We start from the raw sequence: 15,673 nt of genomic DNA, 5'->3' as shown, positions 1-15,673 counted from the left end.
TTCTTATGCATGTCACCTTGAAGAAAGACTGGCACTAAGTTTGCAACTTTTGCTTGACGGTCAGCATAAGTCGTTCTAGCTTGGGGTGTGAGGCGGCTCACTTGCCTGACTGAACCGGACGCCCCACGAAGGTGCGTCGGGCGGTCCAGTAAAAACAGCTGCAGCTCACACCCCAACGACGAGGAGAGACAGTGTCATACTCGATCCAGCTCTACACGGTCCGCAAGGCCCTTGAAGAGGATCTCGCTGGAACCATCCAGCGCCTGGCCGACATCGGCTTCACCATGGTTGAGCCCTATCGTTTCGTCGCCAAAGCCGCTGAACTCAAGCAGGCCATGGCCGAGAACAACCTCACCGCCCCTTCCGGCCACGCGCCCCTGCTCAGTGATGATCAGGACGCCATCTTCGCGGCGGCCCGGCAGCTGGGCATCGGCACCGTCATCGATCCGCACGTTCCGATCGAGCGCTGGAACACCATCGAGGACATCAAGGAAACCGCATCCCAGCTCAACGCCGCCGCCGCCAAAGGTGCTGGCTATGGCGTCCGCGTCGGCTACCACAACCACTGGTGGGAAGTTGAGTCGGTGATCGACGGCAAGACCGCCCTGGAGCACCTCGCCGACCATCTGGACCCGGAGGTCGTCCTCGAGCTCGACACGTACTGGGCTGCCGTCGGCGGCCAGGATCCGGCCGCCCTCCTCGCCCGTCTGGGCGAGCGGGTGAAGTTCATCCACATCAAGGACGGACCCGTCACCGCCGACCCCGCCAGCCAACTCGCCGTGGGTGACGGCAAGATGCCGGTCTGGGACGTACTCGCGGCGGCAGGATCCCTCGAAGCCGGTGTGATCGAACTGGACGATTTCCAGGGCGACATGTTCGACGCGGTACGGGACAGCTACAACTACCTCAGCGCCGGGAAGGTCTCCGCATGAGCCACTCAGCAGCAGCGTCCGGCCCGCTTGGATCGGGACCTGTCGGCGTCGGCATTATCGGCGCCGGGGTCATCAGCAAGCAATACCTGGATAACCTCACGAGCTTCCCGGACGTCAGGGTCGTCGCGATCGGGGACCTCTTCGAGGAGGCTGCCGCCGCCCGCGCAGCGGAGTACGGGATTGAGAACCACGGCGGAGTCGACGCCGTACTGGGCAACCCCGACGTCGAGATCGTCATCAACCTGACCATCCCGGCAGCCCACGTCGAGGTGGCCACCCAGGCCGTCAACGCCGGCAAACACGTCTGGAGCGAGAAGCCCTTCTCGCTGGACCGCGAAAGCGGCCGCGGACTGCTCAAGGCGGCCGACGCCGCCGGCCTTCGGCTCGGCTGCGCCCCGGACACCTTCCTCGGCGCGGGGCTGCAGACCGCGCGCCGGATGATCGATCGCGGCGACATCGGCACACCGCTGACGGCCCTGACCCTGATGCAGTCGCCCGGCCCGGAGTCCTGGCACCCGAACCCCGCATTCCTCTTCCAGGACGGCGCCGGTCCCCTGTTCGACATTGGCCCGTACTACCTCACCACCCTGGTCCAGACCTTCGGCAGTGTCCGACGGGTGGCGGCGTTCGGCTCCAAGTCCCGCGAAACCCGGGTCATCGGTTCCGGACCGAAGGCCGGCGAGGAATTCGCCGTCACCGTCCCCACGCACGTCAGCGCCATCCTGGAGTTCGAAGGCGGCGAGTCCGGCCAGAGCATTTTCAGCTTCGATTCACCGTTCAAGCGCGCGGGCTTTGTGGAAATTACCGGCTCCGACGCCACCATCGCCCTGCCGGACCCGAACAACTTCGACGGCGACATCCGGATCTGCGCGCTTGGCTCCGACGACTGGACCACCGTCCCGTCCATCGGCTCCACCGCCGGCCGCGGCGCAGGGGTGCTGGAAATGGCCCGCGCCATCCGCGCGGGCCGGCCGCACCGGGCCCAGGGTGAGCTGGCATTCCACATCCTCGACACCATGGCCGCCATCTCCGACTCGATCGACACCCGCGCCTTCGTGGATGTCGAGAGCTCCGCCGCCAAGGTCCCTGCCCTACCCGAAGACTGGGATCCGACCGCGGCGATACTCGCTGCCCAGTAGTCCCAGCCCGACCCTATACACCAGCCCCAGCTCGACGACGAGAAACCCGGAGCAACCATGAAGAACCCCATTAAAGTCCTGTCGGCCCTGGCCGCCACGGCATCGCTGGCATTCGGCATGACCGCCTGCGGCGGCAGCAGCCAGGCAACCAACAGTGACACCATCACCTACTGGGCCTCCAACCAGGGCAACAGCCTCGAGGACACCGCGGCCAAGCTCAAGCCCAGCCTGGACCGTTTCACCGAGAAGACCGGAGTGAAGGTCAAGCTCGAGGTCATCGGCTGGAGCGACTTGTACAACCGCATCCTGACCGCCGTCACCAGCGGCGACGGCCCCGACGTCCTGAACATCGGCAACACCTGGGCAGTCACCCTGCAGGAAACCGGCGCGTTTGAGCCGGTGGAGGGTGCCTTGCTCGAAGCTGTCGGCGGCAAGGACCGTTTCCTGCAGACCAGCTGGTCCACCGGCGGCGCTGATGGCAAGGCCCCGACCTCGGTCCCGCTGTACGGGCTCGCGTACAACATGTACTACAACCCGAAAATGTTTAAGGAGGCCGGCATCGAGGCGCCGCCGGTCACATGGGATGAGTTCGTCGCAGACGCCAAGAAGCTGACCAAGGACACCAACGGCGACGGAAAGCCGGACCAGTGGGGCTTTACGGCTGCCGGAGCCTCGGTCTCCGCCAACTCCCACCAGGCCTTCGTGCGCGGGCTGCAGAACGGCGGCGCCCTCTTCGACAAGGACGGCAAACCGACGTTTGACAGTGCCGCCCAGGTCGAGGGTGTGAAGCAGTGGGTTGACCTGATGGCAACTGACAAGGTGATGTCGCCCTCGGACGCCGAAATCTCGGATGGCTCGCAGAAAGTGGACAACCTGATCAACGGCAAGGCAGCAATGGTTTTCGACCAGAGCCCGGTTAAGAACTTTGAGGCCCGCGGCTTCACGGACTGGGCCGTTGCCCCCATCCCCATGATGAAGGCAGGTGCCAGCGGACCCGAAGGCACCCAGAGCCACGTCGCCGGCATCAACCTGAGCGTGTTCAAAAATTCCAAGAACAAAGAAAACGCAATCAAGCTGGCCGGCTGGCTCACCAGCGACACCGAGCAGGTCGCGCTGAACAAGGCCTACCGTTCCCTGCCGGTGGTTTCCAGCGTCTCCTCGGATGCCGCATTCCAAACCGACGAGGTCAAGCTCAAGAACGACGCACTGGCCAACCATGCCCTGCCCATGCCGCTGATCCCGAAGGAAGGCCAGATGGAAACGCTGACAGGCACCGCGATCAAGAACCTTTTTGCCAAGGCTGCCACCGGGACCGTCACGGAAGCAGACGTCCAGTCCGCCCTCAAGGATGCCAACAACCAGATGGTTGCGGCCCAGTAACAATGCCTGACAGGTGCGGGGGCCACGCCCCCGCACCTTCGGCCAAGGAGCTTCCATGACCCACTCAGCATTGGACCGCGGCGATCCCGCACCCGGCGGCGGCGACGCCCCGCAGCCAGGGCTCGCCTCCGGCCCTGTTCCTGATCCTCCGGCGGCACGGACCGCATTGCCGGTCCGCAAGAAGAAAAAGTCCTTCCTCCCCTACGGCCTTGTCCTGCCAGCGGCCCTGCTCGAGTTGCTCATCCATATCGGCCCGATGCTTCTGGGGGTGTGGATTGCCTTTATCTCGCTCACCCAGCTCAACCTCACCAACTGGCTCAACGCCCCGTTCGTCGGCCTGCAGAACTTCGTCAACGGACTGAACCCCGAAAGCACCATCGGCCAGGCGTTCTTTAGCACCGTCGGCCGGACCCTGCTCTACACCGTGACGGTGGTTGGCTTCTCCTGGGTCCTGGGCATGGCCGGCGCGGTGTTCCTGTCCTCCAATTTCAAGGGCCGCGCCATCCTGCGGACCTTCTTCCTGGTTCCCTACGCCCTGCCTGCCTATGTGGGCACAATCGCCTGGGCCTTTATGTTCAATCAGCGCGACGGCGCCGTGAACCAGATCCTCGTTGACACCCTGCACCTTTTTGGGGACGAGCGTCCGTTCTGGCTCCTGGGCCAAAACTCCTTTGGTGCCATGATCGTGGTGAACGTCTGGCAGCTGTGGCCGTTCGCGTTCCTGATGCTGATGGCCGCCCTGCAGACCGTCCCCGCCGACGTCTATGAAGCCGCTTCGATTGACGGGGCCTCGCTCTGGCAGCAATTCCGCAGCATTACCCTGCCGATGGTCCGCCCTGCGAACGGCGTGCTGCTGCTGGTGATGTCGCTCTGGACCTTCAACCAGTTCAACATCCCGTTTGTGCTCTTCGGCGCGGCCTCCCCGAAGGAAGCTACCCTGGTTTCGCCGCTGATCTACCAGAACTCTTTCGGCAGCTGGAACTTCGGCCTGGGCGGCGCCATGAGCGTACTGCTCCTGATCGCTTTGTTCATTGCGTCCTTCTTCTACATCCGCATGGTGCTGCCCAAGGGGGCCGACAATGATTGAGACCCGCAACTTCCGCATTCTGCGCAATATCGTCCTGACCATCTTGTCCCTCTGGGTGGCCGTGCCGCTCTACGTCGTTGTGTCCACTTCGCTCAAGCCCCTCAAGGACGTCTCCGGGCTGTTCCAGTGGATCCCGGACGAGCTCACGGCTTCGCCCTACTTCGATATCTGGACCACGGTGCCGCTGGCCAAGTATTTCCAGAACAGCCTGATCATCACGGTGGCCGCCACGGTCTGCTCGGTGACCGTCGCCGTACTGGCCGCGTACGCCGTCGCGCGGCTGCAGTTCCGCGGCCGGCGCGCCTTCAGCCTGACGGTGCTGTCCACCCAGATGTTCCCCGGCATCCTGTTCCTGCTGCCGCTGTACCTGATCTTCACGCAGATCAGGAACGTCACCGGGTTGCAGCTCCAGGGCTCATACCTGGGCCTGATTATCACGTACATGACCTTCACCCTGCCGTTCGCCATCTGGATGCTGACCGGGTATTTCGCCGCCATCCCCAAGGAACTCGAAGAGGCCTCGATGATCGACGGCACCGGCCGGATGGGCGCCCTGTTCCGGGTCATCCTGCCCGTGGCCAAGCCGGGCATCATCGCCGTGGCGGTGTACTCGTTTATATCCGCCTGGGGGGAAGTCCTGTTCGCCTCGGTCCTGACCAACGAGGCGACCAAAACGCTGTCCCTGGGGCTCAAGTCCTATGCCAGCGAATCCGACGTGTTCTGGAACCAGTTGATGGCCGCGTCCGTGGTGGTCAGCCTGCCCGTACTCATCGGCTTCATCCTGGTCCAGAAGCACCTCGTCTCCGGGCTGTCGGCAGGGGCAGTGAAGTAGGCGCGGCAAGCGCAGTGAATTCCACCCGGCCCACCCCCTGACCCGGCATGCGCCGTTGCGGCCCGGCCACCCCAGTTCCAAGGAGCATCAGATGACGACGGCGCCCACGCCACCGCCGGCGCAGCCCGGCACCCGCACCTTCACCCCGTCCGGCGGGGCAACCGGGTCCCCTGCCGGTTCCCCGCTCGGCGTGGCCATGATTGGCTACGCGTTTATGGGCAAGGCCCACTCGAACGCCTGGCGCAACGTGGCCAGCTACTTCGACGTCCCGGCCTTCGAACAACGCGTCCTGGTCGGACGGGACGCGGCCGGGGTAGCCGAAGCGGCCGCCAGGTACGGCTGGGCGGAGTCCTCCACCGACTGGCGCTCGGTGATCGAACGCGACGACATCCAGGTCGTGGACATCTGCGCCCCGGGCTTTATGCACGCGGAGATCGCCGTCGCCGCGCTGGCCGCCGGCAAGCATGTGCTGGTGGAGAAGCCACTGGCCAACACCCTGGCCGAGGCCGAGTCGATGACCGCTGCGGCGAAGTCGGCCCGGCGCCAGGGTATCCAGTCCATGATCGGCTTCAACTACCGGCGCGTCCCGGCCCTGGCCCTGGCCCGGGAACTGATCAGTGAGGGCCGGCTGGGCGCCGTCCGGCACGTCCGGGCGGCATATCTGCAGGACTGGCTCGTTGACCCGGCGTCGCCCATAACGTGGCGGCTGAACAAGGACACCGCCGGCTCCGGGGCGCTGGGGGACATCGCCTCGCACGCCATCGACCAGGTGCTCTTCCTGCTTGGCGACCAGGTCACCGAGGTCTCCGGCCGGCTGCACACCTTCACCTCGCACCGCCCCGGCCGGAACGGACTCGAAGAAGTCACTGTCGACGACGCCGCCTGGGCCACGCTTTCGCTCGCCTCCGGAGCCGTCGCCTCGGTGGAAGTCTCCCGGGTCGCCACCGGGCGGAAAAACTCGCTCAAACTGGAGATCTACGGGGACAAGGGTTCCCTGCTCTTCGACCTTGAGTCGATGAACGAACTGGGTTTCCTGGACGCAACGGTGCCGGTCCGGGAACAAGGCTTCCGGCGCATCCTGGTCAACGAACCGGTTCACCCCTATGCCGCCGCCTGGTGGCCGCAGGGGCACGTGATTGGCTGGGAACACACTTTCACCCACGAAATCCGGGACTTCCTCGTCGCGATCGGCGCTGGCTTCGAGCCCTCGCCGTCCTTCGAGGACGGCTTGATAGTCCAGCGTATTCTGGCCGCTGTGGAGAAAAGTGCGGCGGCCAAAAGCTCCATCATCCAACTCGCCGGCGAGCCGACCGCCGGCATCCCTGCATCGAACCCCGCCCCCGAAGGAGCCTGACATGGCCCGCCCGTACACCCTGTTCACCGGCCAGTGGGCCGACCTGCCCTTCGAGGAAGTGGCTCGCCTGGCATCCGGCTGGGGCTACGACGGCCTGGAAATCGCCGTCTCGGGGGACCACCTGGACGCCTGGCGCTGGGACGAACCCGGCTACGTCGAGTCCAAACTCGCCGTGCTTCAGAAGTACAACCTCAAGGTCTGGGCCATCTCCAACCACCTCAAGGGCCAGGCCGTCTGCGATGATCCGATCGACTTCCGGCACGAGGCCATCGTCGGGGCCAAGGTCTGGGGCGACGGCGACCCCGAAGGCGTCCGGCAGCGAGCCGCCGAGGAAATGAAACACACGGCACGCCTGGCCAGGGCCCTGGGTGTGGACACCGTAGTCGGGTTCACCGGCTCCTCGATCTGGCAGTACGTCGCGATGTTCCCGCCCGTACCGGAAAAGGTCATCGAGGCCGGCTACCAAGACTTCGCCGACCGCTGGAACCCCATCCTGGACGTCTTCGACGAATGCGGCGTCCGCTTCGCCCACGAGGTCCACCCGTCCGAGATCGCCTACGACTACTGGACCACAGTCCGGACCCTCGAGGCGATCGGCCACCGCGAGGCCTTTGGGCTGAACTGGGACCCCTCCCACTTTATGTGGCAGGGCATCGACCCGGTCTCCTTCATCTGGGACTTCCAGGACCGGATCTACCACGTGGACTGCAAGGACACCAAGCTGCGCCCCACCGGCCGGAACACCGTTATGGGCTCACACCTGCCCTGGGGCGACCCGCGCCGCGGCTGGGACTTCGTCTCCGCCGGCCGCGGCGACGTGCCGTGGGAATCGTCCTTCCGCGCCCTGACCGCGATCGGCTACACCGGCCCGATCAGCATTGAATGGGAGGACGCCGGCATGGACCGGCTGCACGGCGCCCCCGAAGCCCTCGCCGCGCTCAAGAGGTTCGACTTCCCGGCGTCGAATACCTCCTTCGACGCCGCGTTCAAGCAGTAAGTCAGGGGTCCTTGGTGCCCCGGGCGCTGGCAGCCGGCCAACGCTGCGAAGTCTGGATCGCGTCCCTGACCACGGGTGCCCGCGAGCTCATCCTCACCAGCGCCGTGTTGCTGGAAGCGCCGAACTGGGCAGCGGACAATTCTGCGCTTTTCCTCAACGGTGCCGGTGGCTTGTGGCGGCTGGACATGTCCAGCCGCTCGCTCGGGCAGGTCCCTCTCACCGGCATCCCCGAGCTGAACAATGATCATGTTCTGGCCCCCGGCTGCAACCACATCTACCTCTCCGCCGATGACGGCCACATCTACCGGGCGGCGATCCAGGGCGGGGAAGCGGTCCGGGTAACGGAGCACGACGGGTCTTCGCACTTCCTGCACGGCGTGAGTCCGGACGGACGCGAACTCGCCTATGTGGGGGTTGCGGCGGGTGATTTCGCGAAACCGGGTCTGCTCATCACGATGCCGGCCGGGGGCGGACCCGGGACAACAATTGACACCGGGCCGGGGCATTGCGACGGGCCGGAATACGCACCGGAGGGCGAGTGGATCTACCTCAATACCGAGAGTTTCGGCGACTGGCCCGGGCACGCGCAAATCGCTCGTGTTCGCAGCGACGGATCAGGGCTGGAGCGATTGACCCGGAGCGGAACAGCCGATTGGTTCCCGCATATTTCCCCCGACGGGCTTCACGCCGCTTATCTTCGGTTCCCGGCAGGTACCGTCGGCCACCCGGCAGATCTGCCCGTCGAGGTCGTAACGGTCTCGACGGCGGACTGGAACACCGCGCTGCACACCTGGACCCTGCGCGGGGGCCAGGGGACGCTCAACGTCAACAGCTGGTCTCCCGATTCAACCCGGTTCGCCTACGTCGCGTACCCGCTCGGCTGACTCCCGCAGCGGACTCCGGGCGCAACAACGCTTCACAAAGCGCAGGCCGCCGCTTCCGCGGGCTACGGTTCTGGGCATGACGCACGTAATCAGACCGGCAACCGCCCACGACGCCGCCCGGCTGGCCGGTCTCGCGGCCGTCACCTTCCCGCTGGCGTGCCCGCCGGGTTCTTCCCCGGAAGACATCGCCGCCCACCTCGCTAGTACACTCAGCGAGGCCAACTTCCGCAGCTACATTGCCGATCCTGGGGTCACCGTCCTGGTGATCGACGGCGGCGGTGACCTCCGGGGCTACAGCCTCCTGGCCACCCGCCCCACCGGGGACCCGGCCGTCGCTGCGGTCCTGACAGAACGCCCGTGCACCGAGCTGAGCAAGTGCTACGTGCATCCGGACCACCACGGCCTCGGCGCCGCAGCCGAATTGATGCATGCGAGTATCGGGGCAGCCGCGGCGGCCGGCGCCCGCGGACTGTGGCTCGGGGTGAACAGCCAGAATGCCCGCGCCATCAGGTTCTACGAGAAGTCCGGCTTCCGCAGGGTCGGCACCAAATCATTTACGCTCGGAAACACCGTGGAACACGACTTCGTGATGGAACGCCGGCTCACCCCGTGACCAACCCGACAGTGCCCGGGGGAATGGAGCCGGCCCGGTGCGGGTTGCGGTGGATATGAAGATTGAAATCTGGTCCGACGTCGCTTGCCCCTGGTGCTACATCGGCAAGCGCCGCTTTGAAACCGCACTCGCGGCCTTCCCGCACCGCGATTCGGTGCAGGTGCTCTGGCGCAGCTACCAGTTGGATCCTTCCCTGCCGGACCACTACGACGGCACGACCCTGGAGTACTTGAGCACCCGCAAGGGTATGGCTCCGGCCCAGGTCGCCGGAGTGTTCGCACATGTGGCGGAGCAGGCCAAGGGCGAGGGCCTCAACTACCGTTTCGACGACGTCGTTGTCGCGAACAGCTTCAGCGCCCACCGGCTGATCCACCTCGCCGCCGCGCACGGGTTCCAGGATGCTGCGAAGGAGCGGCTGCTCAGCGACCACTTCGAACACGGCAAAGATATCGGCAGCCAGGACTACCTGACCTCCCTGGGTCTGGATCTGGGGATCGGTGCTGCCGAATTGGACGAGCTGTTCAGCACCGACAAATACGCCGATGAGGTGCGGCTGGACTTCGAAGAAGGGCGGGCGCTGGGTATCACCGGTGTACCGTTCTTTGTGATCGACCGCAAGTTCGGGCTCTCCGGCGCCCAGCCCGCCGAGACGTTCAGCAACGCCCTCGAACAGGCCTGGCAGGAGAGCCGCCCCCTGACGATGGTCCCGGCCGGCGCCGGCGGCGCCGCTGAAACTGCGGCGGCCTGCGGACCGGATGGTTGCGCCGTCTAACGGCTGCCGCGGCTGGCGACATAGCGCATTTTGCTGACAGATCGCGCTAAAGTGTCCGTATGCCCAGGATTTCGGCGGCGAACAACGCCGCCCAACGCGCCGAAACCCAGCGGCGTATCCTGACCGGTTTCGGCGAGCTCCTCTTTACGCATGGCCTGCCGGGGCTGACGATGACCGACGTCGCACGGCATGCCCGGATTGGCCGGACGGCGGTCTACAACTACTACGCGGACATCGAAGAACTGCTGATTGCGTACGCGCTGGATCAGACGGGGCGTTTTCTGGTTGACCTGAGGCAGTCCCTGGATTCCTTGGAGAACCCGGTGGACCGTCTGGCCCGCTACGTCCGCGCCCAGGTTGAGGACCTCAGCCGGCGCCACCTGCCACCCGGACCCGCAATGGCCACAGTGCTCTCGCCGGCATCGTTCGCAAAACTCGCCGGCCACGTAGGGGAGCTCAGCCAGCTGTTGCAGGGCATCCTGCGGGCCGGCATGGCCCAGGGTTACCTGCCGGACGCAGACGTCATCCAGCTGGCGCAGCTTATCCACGGCACCCTCTCATCCAGTGCCGCCCGTGGCGACGGTGCGTCCGGGGACGCCGAGGCAGAAACCCGGCTGGCCCGGACGGTGCGTTTTATCCAACTGGGCGCCGGTGCACGGTTTGACGGCGAAGGCCGGCCCGTCCGCCGAATCGTCTAACCGCCGGGAGCGGGCGTGACCGCAGGCGTAATGGAACCCGGCTCATCCACTACCCGGCGGTCCTCCCGCGGACAGCTAAGCTTGCCGGGGGTTTGATCGACCAGTTCCGGCTTCGCGAGTTCCTTAAAGTCCCCGGTGAGGACAACGTCCACGCTGGGGTCCGTCCTCCCGTCCTGGAAATAGTCCGAGCCCGGCAGGTTGCGCTGCACGCTGAACGCCGCGGACTGGCCGGCGGCACCGGAGACAACCAACGCCACCCCGCGGTAGCCCGACGTCGAATTGTCGACGGCGCCGACCAGGAACTTCCGGGCCGCGAACTCGTCGGCCACGGTGCGGGCCAGACCGGGGCGGGATGTTGAGTTATAGACATTGAGGTTGATCTTCTCCGGCGGCGTGTAGTCAAAGCTCGCCGCCGGGCAGGCGGACGCGGCCGTCTGGCTGGGCTGCGCCGTCGGAATCTTAATCTGCCCGTTCATAATCGCGACCGCCACCACAATCGCGGCCGTAACCAGTCCCACCAGCAGCACCAGCACAACGCCGTGGCGGATGCGTCGCCGCATTCTGACCGGATTCTCGTGCAGTTCATCATTCGCCACAAAGGTGGCTCGCAAATCCGCGCCGGTGATGACCTGGTGCCCATGCAGGACCCTGACGTCCTTCGGCTTCCTAGCCATTTATCACCAGAACGCGTGCGTGGATCGCAGTGCGCTGGTGCAGGGCAGTCCGAAGGGCACGGTGCAGTCCGTCCTCGAGGTAGAGGACGCCGCGGTATTCCACCACATGCGGAAACAGATCGCCGAAGAACGTGGAGTCCTCCGCCAGCAGCGCCTCGAGGTCCAACGTGCGCTTGGTGGTCACCAGCTCATCCAGCCGGACCGGCCGCGGTGGCAGCGACGCCCAATCTTTAGGCGTGTGGTAACCATGGTCGGGGTACGGGCGGCCCTCGCCCACGGCTTTGAATATCACCCGGCAAGCCTATGGAACTTGGCTGGCCAAGGGAATCCACCACTCCCCCTAGCGGGAGGTTGTGGCCAAACGGTAACCATCTGTCACACCGTCGAGTCGAAGCTGTCACAGTGCCCATCTTCCGGCAGCACGGCTTTCAACGGATCCATTGGTGCCTGGCTGCTGGAAGAATGGGGTCATGACAACTGCCGAGATCAACGCCTCCCTCACGCCGTCGACTCCCCCGCTGGCACTCCTGCTCGACGTCGACGGTCCGGTAGCGAGCCCCGTCACCCGCACGGTGCAGCCGGAGATCATCGCGGACCTGCTCGCGCTGGCCGGGGCCGGGATCCCGGTGGTCTTTAATACCGGCCGTTCGGCCGACTTCATCCGTGAACAGGTGATGGAGCCGATGATTGCCGCGGGAATGCCGGCCGGCACCCTGATCCATGCGGTATGTGAAAAGGGCGCTGTCTGGTTCAGCTACACCGCTGCGGGGCCCGGCCCGGTGCATGTCGACCATGAACTGGCCGTTCCCCGGGCTTTCAGCGATGACGTCCGCCGGCTCGTGGCGGAGGACTACACCAGCCACATGTTCTTCGACGAAACCAAGCTGGCCATGGTCTCCGTCGAACAGCACATCGCCGTCGAGAGCTCCGACTACCAGGCCGAGCAGCAGCTCTTCGACGCCGACGCCATCGAACTGATGTCCCGGCATGGTCTGGGAGTCGTGCGGCTGGACCATCACGTACCGGACTCCGATGACCGGGTCGACTATCGGGTGGATCCGACCATCATCTCCACCGACATTGAGTCGGTCCGGCTCGGCAAGGACCTCGGCGCGAGCCGGGCCGTGGAACTGCTGGCAGCGCAGGGCGTTACCCCGCAGGCCTGGCGCACGGTGGGCGATTCCCGCACCGACTACGCCATGGCCGACTGGCTGCACCACAACGACCATCCGGTGAAGCATGTCGATGTCCGGCCGGCCGACGGTGTCCCGGTAAAACCTTACGAGGTCCTCACCGCGGCGGATCTGGGTTTGGGTGCGGAAGTCATCCACGACGACGCCGGCGCGGCCTTCCTGCGCAGCTGGCGCCTAGCCCTGGCGGGCTGAGCCGGCCGGCCACTTCCGCAGCATCCCTGCCGCGGAAATTCCGGCCGATTTTGGGGCGGGCGTTATCATGCAAGTAGGCACCCACTCACGCAAAGAATCACGGAGAACCGAAATTACAGACGCAATGGTCCAGGACGAGATCTATTACGGCAGCCAGGCATCCGTGGACGCCCACGACGAGGTCACCTCCGCGGCTGCGGTCGCGAGATTCCGTACCCGCCAGCACGTCGTGCGCCGGCGGGGCCGCTACGGCCTGATCAACGAAAACCGCACGCCGTACCAGGCCATGGTCGAGGACCTGATGCTCATCAGGTCGGTGCTTGACGACGCCGGGCTCGACTACCTCCTGGTCCGGGGCAATAACGACCGGCCGGTCATCGCTGTGGACTGGAAGGACCGCAAGAAACTCCGCAGCGCCCTCGTCACTGCCTGCCGCGACGAGCCTTTCTACTCGATGACCGTTGACGCCAAAAAGAAGTCCTCCGTCCTGGTTGCCGACGGCGAACTCTCCCCCAACCGGCAGGCCCGGATCTTCCGGTTGTACCGTCCGCGGGTCGAGCCTGAGGGCGGCTTCGAGTTCGGCGCCTCGGCCGGCGTGCAGCTGGAACTGTGGAGTTTCGAGGGGGACCAGCTGATCCTGCCGATCGAGAACTCGTTGACCCGCCGGACACTGCTGGCCCAGGACGCCGTCCGCGGCACGGTGGAGCGCTACGGCCACACTTGGCCCACGATCGAGAACATGTTCGCTGACCACGCAAGTGACATCAGCTTCGACGTCGACATCGTGTTCTCCTGGGTGGACGGCAGTTCCCCGGAGTACATTGCAGCGCGGCGCGCACGGATGGCCGGCGTTGTGGTGGGCGAAGGCGACGACCACGAAGCCCGTTTCCGCCAGATCGACGAACTCAAGTACGCGCTGCGCTCGGTGTACATGTTTGCGCCCTGGGTCCGCCGGATCTTCATCGCCACGGACTCGACCGCGCCGGCCTGGCTTGCGGACCACCCGGGAGTGACGATTGTCCGCAGCGAAGAGTTCTTTGCGGACCCGTCCGTGCTGCCCACCCACAACTCACAGGCCGTGGAGTGCCAGCTTCACAACATCGACGGCTTGTCCGAGCACTTCCTGTACTCCAACGACGACATGTTCTTCGGCCGTGCCGTCGGACCGGACATGTTTTTTACCCCAGGCGGCATCACGAAGTTTATTGAAGCCGAAACCCGGATCGGGCTTGGGGACAACGACGCCGAGCGCAGCGGCTTCGAAAACGCTGCCCGGGTCAACCGAAAATTGCTCTGGGACCGCTTCGGCCGGATCACCACACGGCACCTGGAACACACGGCCGCACCGCTGCGACGCAGTGTCGTGGCCACGATGGAACAGGAATTTCCGGCCGAATTCGCAAAAACTGCGGCCAGTACCTTCCGCGCGGCCGACAACATCTCGGTGACCAACTCGTTCTACCACTACTACGCCCTGCTCACCGGCCGGGCCGTTACCCAGACGGCGGCAAAGGTGCGCTACGTGGACACCACCGCCAGGGCCGGCCTGAACTACCTGCCAAAACTGCTCGCCAAGCGGAACATGGACTTCTTTTGCCTCAATGACGGAAGCTTCCCCGAGGTTGCCGCTGAGGAACGGGCCGAGCTCGTGACTGACTTCCTGGAGAAGTATTACCCGATCAAGGCCCCCTGGGAAAAGTAGCCGGGCGCGGGCCGCGGGGCGAAACCAACATCGCCCTCCGGCCGCGGTCACCGGACCGGGGTCCCGGCGGGCGACGGCGGGTCCTGCGCTAGCTGCGGGAAGTCAGGCGGCGGTTGCTGGGGGTCCTGGCCGGATCCTCAAGCTTCGCCTTGGCCGGGATGCGGATCCCGGCCGCCGTGATCCGCCGCTGGACCTCCGCGGCCGGAACAATCTCGCCGACCGCGGGTGTGTCGCCGAGCAGGACCACGGAGTGCACAATTGTGTGCTCATAGACGTGCACGAGATTAAACGCCTGGCCGCCGTCGCGCCCGCGAGTTCCGCCGACCGGAACGTTGAGGTCCTGCGTGTAACACGTGGCTGACGCTACCGAGACCGGGATCCCGGCGAAAGTCGCCGTCGTCGAATAGTGTAGGTGGCCACCCAAAATTGCGCGAACGTCGGAGTTCCGCAGGACCCCGGCCAGGGCCGCCTGGTCCCGCAGCTCGACGAGGACCGCGAGATCCAGGACCGAAGGCACCGGCGGGTGGTGCAGGGCCAGGATGGTTCCATCCGGGGCGGGCGTGGCGAGTTCGGCCGCGAGCCACTCCAGTTGCCCGGGGCTCAGCTCGCCGTGGTGGTAGCCCGGAACCGAGGTGTCGAGGGTGATGATCCGCAGCCCGTTGATGAAATACGTATGGTCCACGGGGGAATCGTCGGCCGGGACGTCCAGCAGGCCGGTACGGAAGTTGGCGCGGTCGTCGTGGTTTCCCATTGCCCAAATGACCTTTGCCCCGAGGGCCTTGCAGGCGGGCTCAACAATGGCCCGCAGTTTGGCGTAGGCCGCCGCTTCGCCCCGGTCGGCCAGGTCGCCGGTGAAAATCACGGCTTCCGGGCGGGCTCCGGAGGCCTGCACTTCGTCAAAAAGTTGTTGGAGCAGGGATTCGCTGTTGACCACACCATGGAGTGGATCCGGACCTCCCAGCAGGTGGGGGTCACTCAGATGGAGTAGAAAATGACGTGGCCGGGGGTGTTCGGCCTCGATGAGCTCCATTGCTACCTTCCTGGTTGGGTGGAGGCTGTAGCCCCCAACGTCCCTCTCAGTAAGGTCTATCCAACCAGACAATCGGCGAACAATGCGCAAACTCCAGTAGGCATGTTTGAAAAAAAGACAACAACGAGTATTCCGGCGAACGCATACTTGCCCCGCTATGCGCTCGCCGGAACGTACTTACTCAGGCACCTGGC

16 protein-coding genes are annotated in these 15,673 nt (G+C 65.3%); 13 read left to right on the top strand and 3 right to left on the bottom strand.

Translation table 11 applies throughout. The features are described 5' to 3' along the window. Window positions 1-191 precede the first annotated feature (191 nt). From QMG72_RS09910 to QMG72_RS09860, 11 genes are all read left to right on the top strand, one after another. Complete coding sequence (locus QMG72_RS09910; protein WP_283480371.1) at window positions 192-932, top strand: sugar phosphate isomerase/epimerase family protein; 741 nt, start codon at window positions 192-194, stop codon at window positions 930-932. Then, window positions 929-2,071, top strand: coding sequence for a Gfo/Idh/MocA family protein (locus QMG72_RS09905; protein ID WP_283480369.1), 1,143 nt, complete (start codon window positions 929-931; stop codon window positions 2,069-2,071). The genes QMG72_RS09910 and QMG72_RS09905 overlap by 4 nt, the downstream gene beginning before the upstream one ends. Window positions 2,072-2,128: 57 nt before the next feature. After that, the gene (locus tag QMG72_RS09900; protein ID WP_283480367.1) at window positions 2,129-3,451 is read left to right on the top strand and encodes an ABC transporter substrate-binding protein; all 1,323 of its coding nucleotides are present in this window, start codon (window positions 2,129-2,131) and stop codon (window positions 3,449-3,451) included. Between the two features lie 256 nt (window positions 3,452-3,707). After that, window positions 3,708-4,538, top strand: a complete 831-nt coding sequence (locus QMG72_RS09895) for a carbohydrate ABC transporter permease (RefSeq protein WP_396021281.1) — start codon at window positions 3,708-3,710, stop codon at window positions 4,536-4,538. Continuing rightward, the gene (locus QMG72_RS09890) at window positions 4,531-5,370 is read left to right on the top strand and encodes a carbohydrate ABC transporter permease (protein ID WP_282359583.1); all 840 of its coding nucleotides are present in this window, start codon (window positions 4,531-4,533) and stop codon (window positions 5,368-5,370) included. The genes QMG72_RS09895 and QMG72_RS09890 overlap by 8 nt, the downstream gene beginning before the upstream one ends. Window positions 5,371-5,566: 196 nt before the next feature. After that, entirely contained in the window at window positions 5,567-6,724 is a 1,158-nt protein-coding gene (locus QMG72_RS09885; RefSeq protein ID WP_283480457.1) for a Gfo/Idh/MocA family protein, read from the top strand. Between the two features lies 1 nt (window position 6,725). Further along, complete coding sequence (locus QMG72_RS09880; RefSeq protein WP_282359582.1) at window positions 6,726-7,721, top strand: sugar phosphate isomerase/epimerase family protein; 996 nt, start codon at window positions 6,726-6,728, stop codon at window positions 7,719-7,721. A 14-nt stretch (window positions 7,722-7,735) separates the two neighbouring features. Beyond that, window positions 7,736-8,605 carry a TolB family protein gene (locus tag QMG72_RS09875; protein ID WP_283480366.1) on the top strand — a complete coding sequence of 290 codons (870 nt, stop codon included), beginning with the start codon at window positions 7,736-7,738 and terminating at the stop codon, window positions 8,603-8,605. Between the two features lie 76 nt (window positions 8,606-8,681). Then, window positions 8,682-9,218 (top strand): GNAT family N-acetyltransferase, encoded by a 537-nt coding sequence (locus tag QMG72_RS09870; protein ID WP_282359580.1) that lies wholly within the window; start codon window positions 8,682-8,684, stop codon window positions 9,216-9,218. 55 nt (window positions 9,219-9,273) lie between these two features. Continuing rightward, entirely contained in the window at window positions 9,274-9,990 is a 717-nt protein-coding gene (locus QMG72_RS09865; RefSeq protein WP_283480365.1) for a DsbA family oxidoreductase, read from the top strand. A 59-nt stretch (window positions 9,991-10,049) separates the two neighbouring features. Next, complete coding sequence (locus QMG72_RS09860) at window positions 10,050-10,688, top strand: TetR/AcrR family transcriptional regulator (RefSeq protein ID WP_226775015.1); 639 nt, start codon at window positions 10,050-10,052, stop codon at window positions 10,686-10,688. Here QMG72_RS09860 and QMG72_RS09855 read toward each other — a convergent pair. Both QMG72_RS09855 and QMG72_RS09850 read right to left on the bottom strand, forming a co-directional pair. After that, a complete protein-coding gene (locus QMG72_RS09855; RefSeq protein WP_283480364.1) occupies window positions 10,685-11,362 on the bottom strand; it encodes a LytR C-terminal domain-containing protein in 678 nt (225 codons plus the stop codon). The genes QMG72_RS09860 and QMG72_RS09855 overlap by 4 nt on opposite strands. Beyond that, window positions 11,355-11,654: a type II toxin-antitoxin system VapB family antitoxin gene (locus QMG72_RS09850; protein WP_226775013.1), complete on the bottom strand. Its 300-nt coding sequence runs from the start codon at window positions 11,652-11,654 to the stop codon at window positions 11,355-11,357. Before QMG72_RS09850 ends, QMG72_RS09855 begins: the two co-directional genes overlap by 8 nt. A gap of 178 nt (window positions 11,655-11,832) precedes the next feature. Here QMG72_RS09850 and QMG72_RS09845 point away from each other — a divergent pair, with 178 nt between their 5' ends. Further along, window positions 11,833-12,747: a Cof-type HAD-IIB family hydrolase gene (locus QMG72_RS09845; RefSeq protein ID WP_226775012.1), complete on the top strand. Its 915-nt coding sequence runs from the start codon at window positions 11,833-11,835 to the stop codon at window positions 12,745-12,747. A gap of 124 nt (window positions 12,748-12,871) precedes the next feature. Continuing rightward, a complete protein-coding gene (locus tag QMG72_RS09840) occupies window positions 12,872-14,449 on the top strand; it encodes a stealth family protein (protein ID WP_282359574.1) in 1,578 nt (525 codons plus the stop codon). Between the two features lie 88 nt (window positions 14,450-14,537). Here the strand turns inward: QMG72_RS09840 and QMG72_RS09835 are convergent, their stop codons facing one another. Continuing rightward, on the bottom strand, window positions 14,538-15,479 hold the full coding sequence (locus tag QMG72_RS09835; protein ID WP_282468072.1) for a phosphodiesterase: 942 nt from the start codon (window positions 15,477-15,479) through the stop codon (window positions 14,538-14,540). Window positions 15,480-15,673: the final 194 nt, after the last annotated feature.

The sequence above is a fragment of the Pseudarthrobacter sp. PH31-O2 genome (assembly GCF_030063265.1).
Classification (GTDB): domain Bacteria; phylum Actinomycetota; class Actinomycetes; order Actinomycetales; family Micrococcaceae; genus Arthrobacter.
Note: the sequence above shows the minus strand (reverse complement) of the source record. Positions and strands in the feature narration are given on the sequence as shown.